This is a genomic window from Brevibacterium sp. 2SA (genome assembly GCF_005502845.1).
Taxonomy (GTDB): Bacteria; Actinomycetota; Actinomycetes; order Actinomycetales; family Brevibacteriaceae; genus Brevibacterium.
The window spans coordinates 1-18,417 of sequence record NZ_SCMW01000063.1 but is presented as its reverse complement, the minus strand read 5'-3'; the positions used below and the strand labels follow the sequence as shown (position 1 = coordinate 18,417).

Here is an 18,417-nt window from a genome sequence, read left to right as displayed (position 1 = left end):
CTCGCGCATCTCGTCGACCGTGCGGAACGTCGCCGCGGAGAGGTCGATGGGCGTCTCGCCGCCGCCGGCTGCCCCCGACCACGCGGCTTCGAGGAACTCATTCGTCGTCACGACGAGGTCGGCGGCGCGCGCCTGCACGCGCTCGGGTTCGGCGATGATGATCTTCGTGCCCGCCGGCAGGAGCGCGATGAGCGGCTCCATGCCGTCGGCGAGGACCGCGGTGAGCGATTCCATGCCCTCGACGGCGATGCCGGCGGCGATCTTCTCGAGCATGTCGGCAGCCGCCGGCAGGGTCGGGGCGAGTTCGGCCGCCCGTGCCCGCACGGAGTCGGTGAGGAGGAGTTCGCGAACCGGGGGTGCCGAGAGGCGCAGGGGTTCGGCGTCGGCCTCGGCGGGGATCGACCGCTGATCGGTGACGGCGAACTCGCGGATCTCATCGACCTCGTCGCCGAAGAACTCGATGCGCAGGGCATGATCGGCCGTCGGCGGGAAGATGTCGACGATGCCGCCGCGCACCGCGTATTCGCCGCGCCGGGAGACCATGTCGACGCGCGTGTATGCGAGTTCGGTGAGGCGGGCGGAGAGCTCCTCGATGTCGGTCTCGTCGCCGACGGCGACCTCGATCGGCGGGATCTCGCCGAGGCCCTTGGCCAGGGGCTGGAGGAACGCGCGCACGGGGGCGATGACGAAGGTGAGACCGCGGCCGGGCTTCGGGTGGGCGAGGCGGCGGAGGATCTCGAGGCGCTGGCCCACGGTGTCCGACCGGGGTGAGAGCTTCTCATGCGGCAGCGTCTCCCAGCTGGGGAAGACGGCGATCGACTCCGCGGGCACCCAGTCGGCCAGGGACCGCGCGAGGTCCTCGGCTTCACGCGTCGTGGCGGTGACGATGAGCTGCGGGGAGGTGGCCTCACCCGCGGTCACCGTCCGGCGCAGGATCGAGGGCCACAGTCCGCGGATCGCGTCGATGGTGCCGTGCGTCGTCGCCGGGTCGCCCATGGCTTCGACGAGTTCTGTGACGGCGGGGTTCTGCAGCGTGAGATCGAGTCCGGTGAGCACCCCACAATTCTAGGCCACGGGACGGACACGGGACCCTGCTGTTCGCCGGCGGCGCACAGCGGCACCGCCGGTCGGACCCCGGGCTCGCACTCCGCGCCCAGGTCAGGGTCACTGCTCCCGGCGAACCGCCTCGGCGAGGTCAGGCGCTGACCTCGCCGCCGGACCCTGGACGGTCAGTGACGGAACGGTCACGATTGCCTGCGCACACGGGTGTCTCTGGGTGTTCTCCAAACTTCGTCTTGGATAATCGGGTCATGAGCTCCGACGAATCCCCCCGCTTCACCGCCGAGGAGTCCCGCCTCCTCTTCGGCACCGACTCACCCACCCCCGGCCAGCCCCGGGCGGGAGCCCAGCCGTCCCTGCGCGACCGCATGAGATCGGCGGTCGGCCGAGGCGGCGGACTCTCGCGATTCGCCCCGGTCTTCGTCCTCCTCGCGCTCATGTGGATCATCGAGATCGTCGATGCGATCCTGCCCGCCGACCTCGACCTCCTCGGTCTCCAGGCCTGGAATCCGATCTCGCTCTACGGCGTCATCACCTCCCCGCTCCTCCACGCCGGGTTCGGTCATCTGCTCGCCAACACGTTCCCGTTCCTCGTCCTCGGCCTCTTCATCGCTGCCGAGGGCGCCCGCCGCTTCTGGCTCGTCACCGCGATCACCGCGGTCGTCGCCGGGGTCGGGGCGTGGCTGACGACGACACCGGGGACGTACATCGTCGGCGCCTCGGGGATCGTCTTCGGCTACTTCGGCTACCTCGCGGTGCGGACGTGGTTCACCGACGACGTCCTCCGCAAGATCATCTACTTCACGATCGGGTTCTTCATCTTCATCACCTACGGGGCCTCCCTCGTCTTCGGCATGCTCCCGCAGGCCAACGGCGTCTCCTGGCAGGGTCATCTCTTCGGCTTCATCGGCGGCGTCCTCGCCGCGTGGCTCATCCACCGCAGGCAGGGCTCGCGCACGACGGCATGAGCGGTCCGACTGGCGTGAACGGTCCGGCTGGCATGAGCAGTCGAGGAGACGTGAGCGCGGCGTCTGCGCGGACCCGAACCGACCTCGCCGAGGCGGTCCGTCCGTTGCGCAGCCCCGGTTCAGCTGCGGGCGTGGAACTTCTCCTGGACGGGCAGCAGACCGTCGATGATGAGCATCTCGACGGCGTCAGCGACATCGGAGACGAAGATCGGCAGCGTGGTGCGTTCGTCCTTCGAGAAGGGACGGAGCACGTAGTCGGCGGTGTCCTGGCGTCCGGGCGGGCGGCCGACGCCCGCGCGGATGCGCACGTAGTCCTTCGTGCCCAGCGCCGAGGTCATCGACCGCAGGCCGTTGTGGCCGCCCTCTCCCCCGCCGATCTTCGCCTTGATCGTGTCGAAGGGCAGGTCGACGTCGTCATGGACGGCGATGATGTGGTCGGGGTCGATGCAGTAGAAGTCGGCGAGCTGGCGGACCGGGCCGCCGGAGTTGTTCATGTACCCCGTCGAGGTGGCCAGCACGACGCGCGGGCCGGGGACGCCGGGCACGCGTCCGTGCGGCAGCCGCCCGGTGCCTGCGTTCGCGGCCATCTTCGTCCGCTTGAGGGTGATCCCGCACCGCCGGGCGAGGTCGGCGACGACCATCTGACCGATGTTGTGCCGGGTCGCCGCGTACTCCGGCCCCGGGTTGCCGAGTCCGAAGACCAGCCATGGTTCGCTGCTCATCGCAGTCCTCTCCTCATACGTTTCCGCCGCCTCGGCGAACCGGGCGCCGGCAGCTGCGCTCACGTCAACACAACGGTGGAGTCGTCGCCGCTCTCCTCGACACGTCCCACACTATGCAGTTCGGCGGGCCGCCACGGTGGCGGCCCGCCGAATCAGCGACTCACGGGACGGTGGTCCGTCTCAGACCAGCGCGGTCAGACCGGCCGGTCAGACCAGTGGGGTCACTCCTCGTCGGAGGACTCCTCCTCGGAGGCAGCCTCGTCGGTCGACTCCTCGTCCGTGGTCTCCTCGTCGGTGGTCTCGTCGGCGTCGGACTCGGTGTCCATCTCGACCTCTTCGGAGACGTTGACGATGAGCAGCTCGGGGTCGGCGACGAGCTCGACGCCGGCGGGCAGCTCGACCTGCTCGGCGAGGATGTGCTCACCGGCCGGGCGGCCTTCGACGTTGACCTCGAAGAGCTCGGGCAGCTTGGTCGCGTCGGCGAGGACGGCGAGCGTCGACTCGACCTGCGAGACCATGGTGCCGGGCGCGGCTTCGCCGATGACGTGGACGGGAACGTCGACCTCGATCTTCTCGCCGCGCTTGACGATGATGAGGTCGACGTGCTCGATGTCGCGGCGGACGGGCTCGATCTGGACGTCGCGGGCGATCGCGAGGACGTTCTTCGATCCGTCGGTGCTCTTGATCTCGAGCAGCGCGTTGGCGTGCTTGAGGGCCATCATCGTGGCGTGGCCGTCGAGCGAGACGTGGACGGGATCGCCGCCGTGGCCGTAGACGACCGCGGGGATGCGACCGGCGCGGCGGATGCGCCGTGCTGCGCCCTTGCCGAATTCGTCACGGGGTTCGGCGATGAGTGTGAAGTCAGCCATTTTCTCTCCTTCGTGGTGATTGCTCATGCACCACGGCGAAACAGCCAGCCGCACTCGGGTGCCGGGCACCGCAGGAGTGGGTCAGGACCGCGTCGATCACGGAAGCGCAGCCGCTTCCCTCGCCGAGGCAACCCGACTATTCTACGGCACCCTCCGTGGCTGTTCCAAGTCGTGAGGTCACCGCGCTCACACACGCCTCGATGCCCTCGGGGGTGAGCAGGATGTCGTAGTGGTTCGTGCCCGGCACCTCGACGATCCGCATCCGCGGCCACTCCTCGGCGAAGTTCGCGACGACCGCGGGCGGATAGAGTCCGGGCTCGGCGGCGACGAGGTCGCGTTCCGCACAGAGGAACGTCACGTCGGCCTGACGTTCGTCATCGCCCATCACCGCCGCGAGGGCCGCGGGGTACGCCGTGCCTGCGTACATGTCCGCGGAGTCGGCCTGCATCGCCTCGACCGACGTCGAGGGCTGGAACGTGTCGTCGTCCTTCGCCGCGAGGTCGTAGACGAAGCTCTCCGTCGCGACCGTGTCGAGTCCGTCGGCGAAGGCGGGGTGGGCGGCGAAGAACGCGAGGTACTCCTCGACGGTGTCGAAGCTCATCGACAGCCGCTCGGCGGCCGGGCCGAGCACCGCGGCGATGAGATCGTCGGTGTCGAGCGCGGCGTTGAGCCCGTCGTCGCTGTCGCGGTCGGAGCCAGCGGCGGACCCCGCGCTCGTCCCCGCACCCGGCAGCGCGAGCGGGAGGGGAAGTCCCCCGTCGATGAGGACGGGGCCGCGGAAGCGGACGGTCGCCTCGGCGGCCTCCCGGCCATCGCTGTCCAGGGCGGCCGGCAGACCGGCCAGGGTCATCGCGACGAAGCCTCCCATCGAATGCCCGACGAGGGTGACGGCACTCGAATCGGAGAACGTGGTGATCGCGGCGAGCACGTCCTCGGCGTGCGCGACCATTCCGAAGGGAGCCCCGAGGAGCCGGGAGTCGGCCCGTCCGCGCAGGTCGGGACCGATGATGCGGACACCGGACAGGAGCGGGACGAGACCGGCGAAGAAGAGGTGGTTCGAGGTGATCCCGTGGATGACGCAGACGGTGGGCACGGGCCCGGGCTCGGCGGAGATCGGCTCCCAGACGCCGACGGAGAGCTGGCCTCCGGCGACATCCACCCGGTAGCGGTTGTAGTCGTGGGTCGACATCGTCACGGCTCCCTTCCTCGGCTCACTCCTCAGTGTAGAACGCCGGAGCGCACCGTCGGCCGCTCAGCTGTTCCGACCTCGCACTGCCGAGCTCAGTGTGCCGACCGCAGCGCGCCGTCGGCAGCCCGCCGACCACAGCAACCGGGCAGTGAATGCGAACGCACCCCCACCGGCGGCGGGGGTGCGTTCGGAGGTGCGGGAGCTCAGACCTCGAAGAGGCTCGTCACCGACCCGTCCTCGAAGACCTCGTGGACGGCGCGGGCGATGAGCGGGGCGATCGAGAGCACCGTGAGCTTGTCGAACATCTTGTCCTCGGTCAGCGGCAGCGTGTTCGTGACGATGACCTCCTCGGCGACGGAGTTCTCGAGGCGCTCGACGGCGGGACCGGAGAAGACGGCGTGGGTGGAGACGACGATGACGTTCTTCGCACCGGCGGCCATGCAGGCGTCGGCGGCCTGGACGATCGTGCCGCCGGTGTCGATCATGTCGTCGACGAGCACGCACGTGCGGCCTTCGACCTCACCGACGACGCGGTTGGCCTTCGTCTCGTTCGGCCGGGTGATGTCACGGGTCTTGTGGATGAAGGCCAGCGGCACCCCGCCGAGCGCGTTCGACCAGTTCTCCGCGACCTTGATGCGGCCGGCGTCGGGTGAGACGACGGCGAGGTCGCCGGGGTACTTGTCCTTGACGTAGCCGGCGAGGATCGGCATCGCGATGAGATGGTCGACAGGACCGTCGAAGTAGCCCTGGATCTGCGCGGTGTGGAGGTCGACGGTGATGATGCGATCCGCACCGGCCGTCTTGTAGAGGTCAGCGACGAGGCGGGCGGAGATCGGCTCACGGCCGCGGTGCTTCTTGTCCTGGCGGGCGTAGGGGAAGAACGGCGCGATGACCGTGATCCGCTTCGCCGAGGCGCGCTTGAGGGCGTCGACCATGATGAGCTGCTCCATCAGCCATTCGTTGATGGGAGCGCTGTGCGACTGGAGGACGAAGACGTCGCAGCCGCGCACCGACTCGGAGAACCGGACGTAGATCTCGCCGTTGGCGAAGTTGTAGATGTCGGTGGGGAGCAGTTCCGTCCCCAGGTTCTCCGCGACCTGCTCAGCGAGTTCGGGGTTCGCCCGTCCGCTGACCAGAACGAGCTTCTTGTCGCCCGCCGTCGTTATCTCATTCACTGATCCGCTCCCCCTCGGATGCGGCCTCGGCGGCCCGCGCTGCGGGCGTGCCGGGGCGATTGGCTTCAACCCAGCCCTCCAGGTTGCGCTGCGGTGCCACGTTGATGGCGAGCGCCCCTGCAGGGACATCCTTGCGCACGACGGTGCCGGCACCCGAGTAGGCGCCGTCGCCCACCGTCACAGGGGCGACGTACATGTTGTCCGAGCCCATCCGTGCATGCTTGCCGACCGTCGTGCGGTGCTTGGCGACGCCGTCGTAGTTGACGAACACCGAGGCGGCGCCGATGTTCGTGCCCTCCCCGATCTCCGCATCGCCGACGTAGGAGAGGTGGGGCACCTTCGCCCCGGGTCCGATCTCCGCGTTCTTCGTCTCGACGAACGTGCCGATCTTGCCGTCAGCGCCGAGGTTGGTCCCCGGACGCAGGTAGGCGAACGGTCCGACGCTGGCTCCGGGGCCGACGATCGCGAGTTCCGAATGCGTGCGCACGACCTGGGCGCCGGCCCCCACCTCGGTGTCCTTGAGCGTCGAATCCGGTCCGACGACTGCGCCGTCCCCGATGTCGGTGGCGCCGAGGAGCTGGACTCCGGGCAGGAGCGTGACGTCCTGGCCGAGGGAGACGTCGACGTCGATCCACGTCGTGTCCGGGTCGATGATCGACACGCCCGCGCGCATCCACTTCTCGCAGGTGCGGCGATTGAGCTCCTTGCCCAGCTGCGCGAGCTGGACGCGGTCGTTCGCGCCCTCGACCTGCCAGAGGTCGTCGGTCGCGGTCGCGGCGACGGGCAGGCCGGCGTCGTGGGAGACGGCGACGACGTCGGTGAGGTACTTCTCGCCCTGGGCGTTGTCGGTCGTCAGGGACGACAGGCCCGTCCGCAGGGCGGCGGCGTCGAAGGCGTAGATGCCGGAGTTGATCTCGTGGATGGCGCGCTCGGCCTCGGTCGCGTCCTTCTGCTCGACGATGCGCAGGAGGTTGCCGGCGCCGTCGCGGACGATGCGTCCGTAGCCGGTGGGGTCGCCCACCTCGGCGGAGAGGACGGTGACGGCGTTGCGCTCACCTTCGTGGACCTCGACGAGGCCGGTGATCGTCTCCGTCGTCAACAGCGGCACGTCGCCGTAGGTGACGACGACAGTGCCGTCGAGGTCGGCGGGCAGCTGGGTCAGCGCGCATTCGGTGGCGCGTCCGGTGCCGGGCACCTCATCCTGGTCGGCGACGAGGACGGTTCGCGTCGAGGTGATCGAGAGGTCCTCGAGGTGGGCGACGAGCTGATCGCGTTCGTGGCGGACGACGACGACGAGGTGGTCGGGAGAGGTCCCCGCCGCCGCGGCGATCGCGTGGTGGAGGAGGGACCGACCGCCGATGGGGTGCATGACCTTCGGCAGCGCCGACTTCATCCGGGTGCCCTGGCCGGCGGCCAGGACGATGACGGCTACGGGTCGGGTCTGCGGCATTGAAAAGAATCCTTCGCAAGTCGGATGGGGCCAGCTCCGCCCATAGGATTCGAACCTATACTGCACGGCTCCAAAGGCCGGCGTGCTGCCATTACACCAGGGCGGAACAGCGTGCGCCAGTCAATCAGGGCCCGCGCTCACGAGACACCATCATGCCATTACGATGAACGGTATGGAAATTCTGCGCGAGGTACTGCTCACCCTTCATCTTATCGGCATGGCGATCATCGTGGGAGGCTATTTCACGGTCATCCGCGCCCCTCGCGTGCTGCCCGGAATGCTCCATGCCTCGTACCTCCAGCTCGTCACCGGACTCCTCCTCGTCGGGCTCGCGGAGATGGGTGACGGCCAGGTCAACCACATGAAGATCGGCATCAAGCTCGTCGTCGCGATCCTCGTCACGGTCTTCGCCTTCATCGGCAACCGGCAGCAGAAGCGGTACGCCGCGGGACTCGACAACGGCGGACTCGCTGCCGGCGGCACGACCGGATCCGGTGCCGGCGGGGCAGCCGTGGCGACGAAGAACCCCTCGGCGACGATGGCACATCTCACGTTCGCGTTCGCGATCATCAACGTCCTCGTCGCGGTCTTCGTCGGCTGACCCGCGTCCTCAGCCCCCTTCGGGGCGCTCAGCCGCTCAGCCAGTCGGCGCCGAGTTGCCCAGCGCCCGAAGAGCGGCCGAGGGTGAGCGCGTCCCCTCGCGTCAGCGGCGACCGGTATCGTGGACTCCGACATGACTGAGAACTCCTCCATCACGGCCGCCTCGCCCGCCGACGAACTGCTGTCGGGACTCAACCCCCGCCAGCGCGAAGCCGTCGTCCACACGGGCTCTCCCCTGCTCATCGTCGCCGGCGCCGGTTCCGGCAAGACGACGGTGCTCACGAGGCGCATCGCCTACGCGCTGGCCACCGGGCGCGCACACCCGGGCGAGGTCCTCGCGATCACGTTCACGAACAAGGCCGCGAAGGAGATGGCCGAGCGCGTCTCGGCGATCGTCGGACCCGCCTCGCGGTCGATGTGGGTCTCGACCTTCCACTCCTCCTGCGTGCGGATCCTCCGGCGCGAGGCGAAGACGCTGGGCATGAAGTCGAACTTCACGATCTACGACGCCCAGGACGCGCAGCGCCTCGTCGCGCAGATCCTCAAGGAGCTCGGTCTCGATTCGAAGAAGTACGCCCCGCGGGCGATCCTCCACCGGATCTCGAACCTCAAGAACGAGCTCCAGACGGCCGAGGACTTCGTCCCCCGCCCCAACAATCCGGCCGACGAGGTGCTCGCCGACGTCTTCCGCCGCTACACCGCGCGCCTCAAGCTCGCCAACGCCTTCGACTTCGACGACCTCATCGCCGAGACCGTCCACCTCTTCGGCGCCTTCCCCGAGGTCGCCGACTACTACCGCCGGCGGTTCCGGCACATCCTCGTCGACGAGTACCAGGACACGAACCCCGCCCAGTACGCGCTCATCCGCGCTCTGGCCGGTGACGGCGCCGGAGGCTCCGGCGGTGCCGAGCTCACCGTCGTCGGCGACGCCGACCAGTCGATCTACGCGTTCCGCGGGGCGACGGTGCGCAACATCGTCGAGTTCGAGAAGGACTTCCCCGCCGCCGAGGTGGTCCTCCTCGAGCAGAACTACCGGTCGACGCAGAACATCCTCGACGCCGCGAACGCCGTCATCGCCAACAATCAGGACCGCAAGGAGAAGCGCCTGTGGACCTCCGAGGGCGGGGGCAAGCCGATCGTCGGCTGGGTCGCGGAGAACGAACAGGCCGAAGCGCGGTTCGTCGTCGACCGCATCGACGAGCTCATCGATGACGAGACGTACACGTACGGCGACTTCGCCGTCTTCTACCGCACGAACGCCCAGTCCCGGGCGATCGAGGACGCTCTCGTCCGCTCGGGCATCCCGTACAAGGTCGTCGGCGGCACGCGCTTCTACGAGCGCCGGGAGATCAAGGACGCCCTCGCCTACCTCCGCGTCATCGCCAACCCCGACGACGACGTCAACCTCCGGCGCATCCTCAACGTGCCCAAGCGCTCGATCGGCGACCGCACCGAGGGCATCATCGCCGACTTCGCCGACCGGGAGGGCATCAGCTTCTACGCAGCCCTCGGTCGCCTCGCGGAGATCCCCCACCTGCCCTCGCGTGCGCAGACCGCGGTGCAGAAGTTCTACGACCTGCTCAGAGATCTCTCCGCGACCGCCGAGGCGGCTCCCGTGTCCCGTGTCATCGAGGCGATCCTCGAGCAGAGCGGGTACCTCGAATCCCTCCAGAAGAGCACGGACCCGCAGGACGAGTCCCGGGTCGACAACCTCGCCGAACTCGTCGCCGTGGCCGAGGACTTCGCCGCCACACGCACGATCGCCGCCGCCGATGATGAGGAGGCTGCGGAATCCGACGCCGTTCCCTCCGCAGCCGTGGAGGCGACCGACGCCGACGACACGAGTGCTTCACCCGGGCCGGAGGATGCCCCCGCCGAGGCGATCGCCGAATCCGGTGCCGATGCACAGTCCGCGGACATCGAGTCCCCCGCCGAGGCGGCCGGCACCTCCTCGATCGACGCCTTCCTCGAGCAGGTCGCCCTCGCCTCGGACACCGATCAGATCCCCGACGCCGAACTCGGTCAGGTCACGCTGATGACCCTGCACACGGCGAAGGGACTCGAGTTCCCCGTCGTCTTCCTCACCGGTCTCGAGGACGGCGGCTTCCCGCACGCGCGGTCCTTCGAGAATCCCAGCGAGCTCTCCGAAGAGCGTCGCCTCGCCTACGTCGGCCTCACCCGGGCCCGCCAGCGGCTCATCGTCACGCGGGCCGAGACCCGCAGCATGTGGGGCCAGCCGCAGTACAACCCGCCGAGCCGGTTCCTCACGGAGATCCCGGAGAACCTCATCGAGTGGGAGAGCACCGGCAGCTTCTCCTCGGCGCTCGGCAGCGGCGGGGGCTTCGGCTCAGGATCACGCGGCGTCGGCTCCGGCGGCTACAGCTCGGGCAGCAGCTACGGCGGCGGGTCGACCCGCGGCGCCGGATCCTCGCGCAGCAGCCGGTCGTCCTCGTCGGCGGCGGGCGGCGGCTTCCCCAACCGCATCCGCCCCAATCGCGAAGTCATCTCCGTGTCCGTGGGTGAGAAGGTCTCCCACGAATCGTTCGGCCTCGGCACCGTCACCGAGGTCAACGGCGTCGGCGACAAGACCGTCGCCGTCGTCGACTTCGGCTCGCTCGGCACGAAGCGCCTCCTGCTGCGGTACGCGCCGGTCGAGAAGCTCGGCTGAGCCGACTCCTCCGGCATCCGGGCGCGCGGCATCCGGGCGCGACACCGATGTGCGGACACGAAGAAGCGCCGAGGTGAAATCGCTTTCACCTCGGCGCTCATCCATGCCGGACGCGGCTATGGATTGAAGATCATTCGTTGCCAATCGCACCGTCGGCGCCGTCGCGGCCCTGGTTGATCTGGTCCTCGAACTTGCCGCCGGAAAGGTTGTTGGCTGCGTCAGCGCCCTTGTCCAGGCCCTGGTCGCTGAGTTCTTCACCCTTATCGCTATTCAAGGCGTCCTTGGCTTTGTTGGTGAGGTCATCAAATCCCATGCTGTCTCCTTTCATCGGAAGAGGCCCTCTCGGACCTCCTGACGCAGTCCACGATGCCACTTCCCGCGCCCGAGACAAGATGGGGAGGCAGATTTCACAGCCACCTCACAAAGTGACGATGCTCTCAACTACAGTAGCTTGACCGATCGGAGGGCGACTGCCCGGCATCGGCAGAGGTCAGAGGGCTGTTCGGCCTCGCCATCAACGGCGCGTGTCCGGCATCAGCGCGTCTGGGGAACGACGAACGCGAGGCCGACGAGGAGGACGGCGAAGATCAGGCACGTGAGGATGTCGACGGTCTTCGACCTGTTGACCCAGAACTCGCCCCAGGGTGCCGGCATCGCCCGCAGCATCGCGAGTCCTGCCGGGACGGCGGCGAGCACGATGGCCGCCAGGCGGAAGTCGATGAACGCTGAGGCCGCGGCGATGACGATGGCGACGAGGCACGCGAGAAGCACCCAGTCCTTCGACACCGGGTGGGCGTACCGGCGCTTCCAGTAGATCCAGCGCTTGGCGACCGCCCCTCTCCCCCGCCGGGCATGGCGGGGAGAGGTGCGGGTGCGCTCAGTGGAAGAAATGGCGGCTCCCCGTGAGGTAGAGGGAGACACCCGCGGCCTCGGCGGCGGCGATGACCTCGTCGTCGCGGATCGATCCGCCCGGCTGGACGACGGCGGTGACACCGGCGTCGAGGAGGATCTCCAGGCCGTCGGCGAACGGGAAGAACGCGTCGGAGGCGGCAACGGACCCGGCGGCGCGTTCGGCCCCGGCGCGGTCGACGGCGAGCTTCGCGGAGTCGACGCGGTTGACCTGCCCCATGCCGACGCCGACCGAGGCCCCGTCCTTCGCGAGCAGGATCGCATTGGACTTCACCGCCCGGCAGGCCTTCCACGCGAATTCGAGGTCGGCGAGGACCTCGGGCGTCGCCGCCGGTCCGGCCGCCAGCGTCCACGCCTCCGCGGAGTCACCGGCGGCCTGGAAGACGTCACGGTCCTGGACGAGGAAACCGCCGGTGATCTGCGTGAGCTCGCGGGCCGGGAAGTCGACGTCGCCGAGTTCGATGAGGCGGAGGTTCTTCTTCGCGGCGAGGATCTCGAGGGCCTCGGGCGAGAACGACGGTGCGGCGAGGCACTCGGTGAAGATCGGCTTGATCGATTCGGCGAGCGCGGCGTCGACCTCGCGGTTGACGGCGATGACTCCCCCGTACGCCGAGAGCGGGTCGGAGGCGTGCGCGGCCCGGTGCGCCTCGGCGGGGGTGGCGGCGACGGCGATGCCGCACGGGTTCGCGTGCTTGATGATCGCCACGGCGGGACGCTCGAAGTCGAAGGCGGCGCGGATCGCGGCATCCGTGTCCGTGTAGTTGTTGTACGACATCGCCTTGCCGCCGAGCAGTCTCGCACCGGCGATCCCCCGGGTGCCGTCGGTGTAGACGGCTGCCCCCTGATGGGGGTTCTCACCGTAGCGGAGGTCGGCGAGCTTGACGCCGGTCAGTCCCGCGAAGTCCGGCTGTGCGCCCTCGGCGGCGAGTTCCCCGGCGAACCAGGCGGCGACCTGGGAGTCGTAGGCCGCGGTGTGGGCGAAGGCGCGGGCGGCGAAGGCCCGTCGGGCCCCCTCGTCGAAGCCCTCGGCGGCAGCCGCATCGACGACCGCCGAGTAGTCGGCCGGGTCGGTGACGACGGTGACGGTGGGGTGGTTCTTCGCCGCCGCCCTGACCATCGAGGGCCCGCCGATGTCGATCTGCTCGATGCAGTCGTCGAAGCCGGCGCCGCTGGCCACGGTGTCGGCGAATGGGTAGAGGTTGACGACGACGAGGTCGAACGGTGCGATCTCGAGTTCGTCGAGCTGCTCGAGGTGATCGGGTTTGCGCGAGTCGGCGAGGATCCCGGCGTGCACGCGCGGGTGGAGGGTCTTGACCCGGCCTTCGAGGGTCTCGGGGAAGCCGGTGAGCTCCTCGACCTTCGTGACGTCGACCCCGGCGTCGGCGATGCGCGCCGCCGTCGATCCTGTGGAGACGATCTCGACCCCGGCCGCGGCGAGCCCGCGGGCGAGCTCCTCGAGACCGGTCTTGTCGTAGACGCTGATGAGCGCTCTCCTGATCGCGCGGGTTCCTGTCACTGATCCTCCTTGGGGTGCGGTGTGGGTGGAGTCGGGTCGGACGGTCATGCGCGGTAGCCCCGCACTCGGCGACCGTCGATGTCGAGGTCGTTGGCGGTGAGGAACGCCAGCAGTCGGACGACTTCCTCGCGTTCGCGGGTCTTGATGCGTTCGTGCACGGTCTCCTCGGTGTCGCCGTCGTGGACGGGGACGGCGAACTGCGTGATGATCGGCCCGGTGTCGACTCCGGCGTCGACGAGGTGGATGGTCCCCCCGGTGACCTTGACCCCGTGCGCGAGCGCGTCCCGGACGCCGTGGGCGCCGGGGAATGCGGGCAGCAGTGCCGGGTGGGTGTTGATGATGCGGTTGGGGAAGGCGGAGATGAATTCCTCGCCGAGGATGCGCATGAATCCCGCGGACACGACCCAGTCCGGGGCGAAGTCCGCGACGGTGTCGCGCAGCGTCCGGTTCCAGTCCTCCCGGGTCGCGCTGTCCCGGGGGCGGACGACGAAGGTCGGGATGCCCGCCGCCTCGGCGCGGGCGAGGACACCGGCGGTTGCCGCATCGGAGCCGATGCCGACGATCTCGACACCCGCCTCGGCGCGGGCGGGCCCGGCGAAGGCGTCGATGACGGCCTGGGTGAGGGTGCCTGAACCGGAGGCCAGGAGAACGATGCGCACGGATCCATTCTATCCACGCGTCGGCACGTGCCCGTCCCGGGTGCGCTGCTTCGCGCCGAGGCGTTTGCCAGTCGACTGTGACAAAATGTGGGGGTGACGTCACCGAACAGCACCGAAGAGAAGAACGCCCCCACTCCCGAAGAGGAGAGGCAGGCAGCGCCCGCGCGGCACGGACTCATCCTCGTCCTCCTCGTCCTCGCCGCCGTGCTGACGTTCACCTACCCGCTGCCGTTCAAGCTCGCCGCGGCCGGCTTCGCGATCGCCGCGATCGTGTGGTCGATCCGCTACATCATCGCCGTGGTCAGGGCGAAGCAGCGTCGCAGCATCTCACTCGGCGTGCTCGGCGGCCTGCTGAGCATATACCTCATCTTCTCCACGATGTCCTCCGTCGTCCTCTGGCCCGTCCAGACCGCGTACGAGGAGTGCGTCCGGGATGCGATCACCCAGCAGGCGGAGCTGACGTGCGCGAGCGACTACGAGACCGGCCTCGGCGACTGGTTCCAGCAGATCACCGGGCAGGAGCTCGACCTTCCCGGCTCCAACTGAGCCGGCGCTGAGCCTCAGGACTCCTCGTGGTCCGCAGTCTCGACGGTGTCGTCGAACTGCATGTGCGAGAGCTTCGTGAGCACGAGTCCGAGGCTGAGCCCCACCCCGATCCACCCGCACACGGCGAGCGCCGCGGTCAGCGGTGAGGGTCCGAAGGCCGCCAGGCCGAGCGGTCCGATCGCTCCACGGGAGAACAGGGCGATGGTCTCGGCGATGACGAAGAGGATCCCGACCGCAATCGCCAGTCCCGTCCACGACGCCGCGTGAACGGCCCGGGCGTGGGTGCGGCCGATGACGACGCTGCCGACGCCGAGGAGGACGAGCAGGGCCGGTGCGGCCTTCGTCCACACCGGGTACTCGCCGACGAGCAGCTCGAGGACGGGCACCGGCGGAACCGGGCCGGTCACCGTGCTGAACACGGAGCTCACGCCGCCGGCGCCGATGCTCACCCCGGTCCCCGCGATCCACGACAGGGCGCCGAACAGGGCGCCGGGGGCGAAGAGCAGCTGGAGGACGGTGAGTCCGATGCCCGCCGACAGAGGCGAGCTGTAGGATCCCATCGCCTCGGCGAGGTCGGACCAGCGCAGGACGAGGGCGGCGCCGATGACGACGACGGCGAGGGATGCCGCACCCCAGAGAACGCGCCGGGCCACCGCGACGGCCGACTGCCACAGTGCGGGATCGAGGTCGGAGAACCACGGGATGTCGACGACGCCGCGGGCCCGGACATACCCGACGGCGAAGGCGGTGACGAGCAGCACGAGAAGCCGGACGAACCCGAGCGGGGTCATCGTCGCCTCACCGACGATGAGGGACAGGGCCACGAGCGGTCCTGCGTAGGCGAGCGCGAATCCGGCGAGCGCCATCGCGCACATCGCCCACCACGGAGTCTCCTCTCCGTCGTCGGAGCGGATCGGATCGGCGTCCGAGAGCGTCGAGACGAGCCGGGACGCTCCGGCGGCGAGGAGAAGCCACACGCCGAGGGTGACGAGCCCGGGCGCAAGCGAGAAGTCGAACCCGATCGTCGAGACGCTCAGCCCGTGGACGACCGCCCACAGCGCGAACGCCCACTCGGGAATGATCGAGTAGTCGAGCTGAGCGCCCAGCCCGACGATCCAGAAGACCGTCGCGACGACGAATGCCGACGGGATGACGATGAGGTCGAGGCGGAAAGCCTCGACCAGTCCGAGGAGGACGGGATGGCGGGTGGTGCTCTGATGTGGAGAAGTGTGCATCGTTTCCATTTTCGCTGACCGACAGTCGACTTCCCGGTATTGACCGCGCGAAACTCATCTCAGGGACGTACAATTGCGCCAGAACGCGCGTGTCGGAAGTTAAGGAAGCAGCGAGCGATGAGCAATGGGAATGACGAACAGAACGTTCCGCCACCACCCAATCAGCCCCCGGGTCGCAACGGCGCCGGAGACAGCAAGGACCCATCGACGCCTGCCGACAGAGATGCGGTGAACGCAGGCTCGAAGTCAGATGCGACCTCGGCAGGCAGCCCCGCCGAATCCGCGACGAGCACGCCGGCAGGGTCAGCCAAGGGCGCCGAATCCGCTGCGGACGGCGGTCGGTCGGTCGGTCATGACGCCGGCAAGGCCGCCGCTGGCAAGCCCGACGGTGGCACGTCCGACACTGGCAAGGCCGCCGCTGACAAGCCCGACGGTGGCACGTCCGACGATGCGACGATGTCGGACGGCACAGAGAAGCCCGGCAGCGCGGACACGTCAGACGGCGCGGGGAAGCCCGCAGAGGCCCAGACCCCGAGCGATGACACCGTGGCGATGCACGCCCCCTTCTCCGGCGATCGTTCCGGGTCCGCGAACCGACCGGAGTCGGTCGATCGCAGCGAGCCGTCCTTCGGCGACAGCGCCCCGCCGCTGCAGACGCCCGGCGGCCGGTCCGGCCCCCGGGATCAGGGGGCATCCGGACCGGGCGAGCGCCCCGGCACCAGCGGTCCTGCCGCTGCGCAGCCGTCCGCCCCGCAGTTCGGCGCACAGAACGGCAGCGCCGTAGGTCACGGTTCCCCCGGGAACGCTCCACAGGGCAACAGCCCGCAGGGCGACGGCCGCCCCAACGGTGGTCCCCAGACCGGCGGCCCCCAGACCGGCGGCCCCCAGGCCGGCGGTCCCCAGCCGGGTGAGCGTCAGGGCAGCGGTGCGGCTCCCTTCGGTGCCGCCGCGGCCGGCGGCCTGTTCGGCGCGAGCTCCGCGCATCCGAACGGCCCTGGTCAGGGCGGTCCAGGCCAGAACGGTCCTGCGCAGAACGGTCCAGGTCAGGGTGGTCCGGCACAGAACGGCCCCGGCCCCTACCAGCCCGGCCCCGGCCAGCCTGGATCCGGCCAGTTCGGCCCGGCACAGAACGGGCCCGCACAGAACGGCCCCGGCCAGCCCGGACCGGCACAGCCCGGGCCCGGACAGGCCGGCGGCAACGCGTACAGCAGCAGCTCGTTCGACAACGGTCCCTACGGTCAGACGAACCCGTACCAGAGCCCGACGGGCTCCGGACCCCAGACCGCCTCCGGCCCCCAGACCGGGTCGGGTCCGCGCACCGGGTCGGGACCCGGATCGTCGCAGGCGCTGCCGCAGCCGGCTCCGGCACCCGGATTCGCCGGCGGCACGACAGCCACCTCGCGGGCCGCGGCACGTCCGACGAAGAAGAAGGGCAAGCTGCCCCTCTTCATCGCCCTCGGCTCGGTTCTCCTCGTCCTCGTCCTCGTGCTCGTCGGGTTCCTCGTCATCAACTCGGTGAACAAGAACAACTACGGACCCGACACCGTCGCCGAGGACTACGTGGCCGCCCTCAACAAGGGCGACTTCGCCGCGGCGGAGAAGATCGCCCCGTCCCCGCGCCCCGAGGGCACGAACATGGACCTGCTGTCGAAGAACTTCACCGACGCCTCCTCGGCGAAGATCGAGAACGCCAAGGTCGAGACCTCACAGGTCGACGGGGACACCGGCAAGGTCACCGTCACCTACGAGCTCGACGGCAGCACGTACAACGTCGACCTGCCCGCGAAGAAGGACGGCAAGCAGAACCTCTTCTTCGACAAGTGGACGCTCACCGGTCCCGCGCTCCACGTCATCTCGCTCGACGTGCCCGCAGCCGACGGTCTGAAGATCAACGGCACCGACTACACGGCGCAGGCAGGCACGACCGCGTTCGCCGTCTACCCGGGCAACTACGACTTCTCGATCCCGGCGAGCAAGTGGGTCTCCGAGGCCTCCGACACGGCCGCGGCGAACTTCCCGCAGGCGTACGCCCCGGGTGATCAGCCGAGCACCGACCAGGTGTCGCCTCTGACCCTCAACCTCGCCCTGTCCCCGACGCCTGACTTCGAGAAGGAAGTGCAGAAGCAGGTCGAGGCCGAGCTGAACAAGTGCTTCGACAACAAGGACATCAAGCCCAAGTGCAAGTTCATCAAGTTCGATCCGACTCAGATTCCCGTCGGCGGCACCGATGACAAGCTCGAAGACCTCGCGAAGGACAACACCGCGAAGTGGACCATGAAGAAGATGCCGCAGGTCAAGGCCTCCTTCGGAATGGGTGACACGAACACCGGTTCGTTCTTCACAGAGACCAACGGCTCGTTCGACTTCAGCGTCGACGGCAAGGCCGCCGGATCCTCGTACTTCTCCAACGACAACCCGCTGTCGGTCTCCGGCAGCGTGAAGATCGAAGGCGACAAGCTCACAGTCGAATTCTTCGACTTCTGAGCCACCACTGACGGTCACCCAAGATGAGGGCCGGGACCGCCCGCAACGGCGTCCCGGCCCTCAGCGTCTGCGCGCCCAGGCGCTGACCACGAGAGGACGGTCGGCGGAGGCCGAACCGGGGCCTCACCCGATGTCGGCTCGCTGCGGGGCGGGGATGCCTGCCGCAGCCTCGAACCACATGCCGGCGGCCATGACGAGCCGGTCGGCGAACCGACGACCCGCGATCTGCACGCCGACGGTCCGGCCGTCCCCGGTGTGGGGTGTGACACTTCTCGTAGACAGTCGTTACCAGGAAGGCACGACAGGGAATCATGTCTACGAATCGCAGGACGTTCACGCCGGAGTTCAAAGCCGACGCGGTCCAGTTG

At 69.0% G+C, this 18,417-nt stretch carries 15 protein-coding genes, 1 tRNA gene and 1 pseudogene; 5 read left to right on the top strand and 12 right to left on the bottom strand.

All coding sequences use genetic code 11. From position 1 onward, the window contains the following. Nucleotides 1-1,056, bottom strand: a pseudogene (locus tag FFS20_RS15955) (transcription-repair coupling factor); the annotation flags it as partial. 254 nt (nucleotides 1,057-1,310) lie between these two features. Here FFS20_RS15955 and FFS20_RS15950 point away from each other — a divergent pair. Beyond that, a complete protein-coding gene (locus tag FFS20_RS15950) occupies nucleotides 1,311-2,027 on the top strand; it encodes a rhomboid family intramembrane serine protease (RefSeq protein WP_137826791.1) in 717 nt (238 codons plus the stop codon). A 119-nt stretch (nucleotides 2,028-2,146) separates the two neighbouring features. Here the strand turns inward: FFS20_RS15950 and pth are convergent, their stop codons facing one another. From pth to FFS20_RS15920, 6 genes are all read right to left on the bottom strand, one after another. Then, a complete protein-coding gene (pth, locus tag FFS20_RS15945) occupies nucleotides 2,147-2,749 on the bottom strand; it encodes an aminoacyl-tRNA hydrolase (RefSeq protein ID WP_137826795.1) in 603 nt (200 codons plus the stop codon). A gap of 221 nt (nucleotides 2,750-2,970) precedes the next feature. Continuing rightward, nucleotides 2,971-3,618 carry a 50S ribosomal protein L25/general stress protein Ctc gene (locus FFS20_RS15940; protein ID WP_137826790.1) on the bottom strand — a complete coding sequence of 216 codons (648 nt, stop codon included), beginning with the start codon at nucleotides 3,616-3,618 and terminating at the stop codon, nucleotides 2,971-2,973. Between the two features lie 136 nt (nucleotides 3,619-3,754). After that, on the bottom strand, nucleotides 3,755-4,807 hold the full coding sequence (locus FFS20_RS15935; RefSeq protein ID WP_137826794.1) for an alpha/beta hydrolase: 1,053 nt from the start codon (nucleotides 4,805-4,807) through the stop codon (nucleotides 3,755-3,757). Nucleotides 4,808-5,010: 203 nt separating this feature from the next. Next, nucleotides 5,011-5,982, bottom strand: a complete 972-nt coding sequence (locus FFS20_RS15930) for a ribose-phosphate diphosphokinase (RefSeq protein ID WP_137826789.1) — start codon at nucleotides 5,980-5,982, stop codon at nucleotides 5,011-5,013. Further along, the gene (gene glmU / locus FFS20_RS15925; protein WP_137826788.1) at nucleotides 5,975-7,432 is read right to left on the bottom strand and encodes a bifunctional UDP-N-acetylglucosamine diphosphorylase/glucosamine-1-phosphate N-acetyltransferase GlmU; all 1,458 of its coding nucleotides are present in this window, start codon (nucleotides 7,430-7,432) and stop codon (nucleotides 5,975-5,977) included. The genes FFS20_RS15930 and glmU overlap by 8 nt, the downstream gene beginning before the upstream one ends. A gap of 34 nt (nucleotides 7,433-7,466) precedes the next feature. After that, nucleotides 7,467-7,538, bottom strand: a tRNA-Gln gene (locus FFS20_RS15920). Between the two features lie 66 nt (nucleotides 7,539-7,604). Between FFS20_RS15920 and FFS20_RS15915 the strand changes: the two genes are divergently transcribed. Continuing rightward, entirely contained in the window at nucleotides 7,605-8,033 is a 429-nt protein-coding gene (locus tag FFS20_RS15915; protein ID WP_137826787.1) for a hypothetical protein, read from the top strand. 132 nt (nucleotides 8,034-8,165) lie between these two features. Further along, nucleotides 8,166-10,700, top strand: a complete 2,535-nt coding sequence (locus FFS20_RS15910) for a UvrD-helicase domain-containing protein (protein WP_249356903.1) — start codon at nucleotides 8,166-8,168, stop codon at nucleotides 10,698-10,700. Between the two features lie 130 nt (nucleotides 10,701-10,830). Here FFS20_RS15910 and FFS20_RS15905 read toward each other — a convergent pair whose 3' ends face one another. The 4 genes from FFS20_RS15905 to purN form a co-directional block, all read right to left on the bottom strand. Beyond that, nucleotides 10,831-11,013: an antitoxin gene (locus tag FFS20_RS15905; RefSeq protein WP_137826786.1), complete on the bottom strand. Its 183-nt coding sequence runs from the start codon at nucleotides 11,011-11,013 to the stop codon at nucleotides 10,831-10,833. A 221-nt stretch (nucleotides 11,014-11,234) separates the two neighbouring features. Then, the gene (locus FFS20_RS15900; protein ID WP_249356902.1) at nucleotides 11,235-11,621 is read right to left on the bottom strand and encodes a hypothetical protein; all 387 of its coding nucleotides are present in this window, start codon (nucleotides 11,619-11,621) and stop codon (nucleotides 11,235-11,237) included. Further along, nucleotides 11,578-13,125, bottom strand: coding sequence for a bifunctional phosphoribosylaminoimidazolecarboxamide formyltransferase/IMP cyclohydrolase (gene purH, locus FFS20_RS15895; RefSeq protein WP_212743362.1), 1,548 nt, complete (start codon nucleotides 13,123-13,125; stop codon nucleotides 11,578-11,580). Before purH ends, FFS20_RS15900 begins: the two co-directional genes overlap by 44 nt. 44 nt (nucleotides 13,126-13,169) lie before the next feature. Beyond that, entirely contained in the window at nucleotides 13,170-13,784 is a 615-nt protein-coding gene (purN, locus tag FFS20_RS15890) for a phosphoribosylglycinamide formyltransferase (RefSeq protein ID WP_137826784.1), read from the bottom strand. Between the two features lie 93 nt (nucleotides 13,785-13,877). On the opposite strand from purN, the gene FFS20_RS15885 reads away from it, so the two are divergent. After that, nucleotides 13,878-14,330 carry a hypothetical protein gene (locus tag FFS20_RS15885; RefSeq protein ID WP_137826783.1) on the top strand — a complete coding sequence of 151 codons (453 nt, stop codon included), beginning with the start codon at nucleotides 13,878-13,880 and terminating at the stop codon, nucleotides 14,328-14,330. A gap of 14 nt (nucleotides 14,331-14,344) precedes the next feature. Here the strand turns inward: FFS20_RS15885 and FFS20_RS15880 are convergent, their stop codons facing one another. After that, nucleotides 14,345-15,565, bottom strand: a complete 1,221-nt coding sequence (locus tag FFS20_RS15880; protein WP_137826782.1) for a DUF6350 family protein — start codon at nucleotides 15,563-15,565, stop codon at nucleotides 14,345-14,347. A 228-nt stretch (nucleotides 15,566-15,793) separates the two neighbouring features. On the opposite strand from FFS20_RS15880, the gene FFS20_RS15875 reads away from it, so the two are divergent. After that, the gene (locus tag FFS20_RS15875; protein ID WP_249356901.1) at nucleotides 15,794-18,049 is read left to right on the top strand and encodes a hypothetical protein; all 2,256 of its coding nucleotides are present in this window, start codon (nucleotides 15,794-15,796) and stop codon (nucleotides 18,047-18,049) included. Nucleotides 18,050-18,417: the final 368 nt, after the last annotated feature.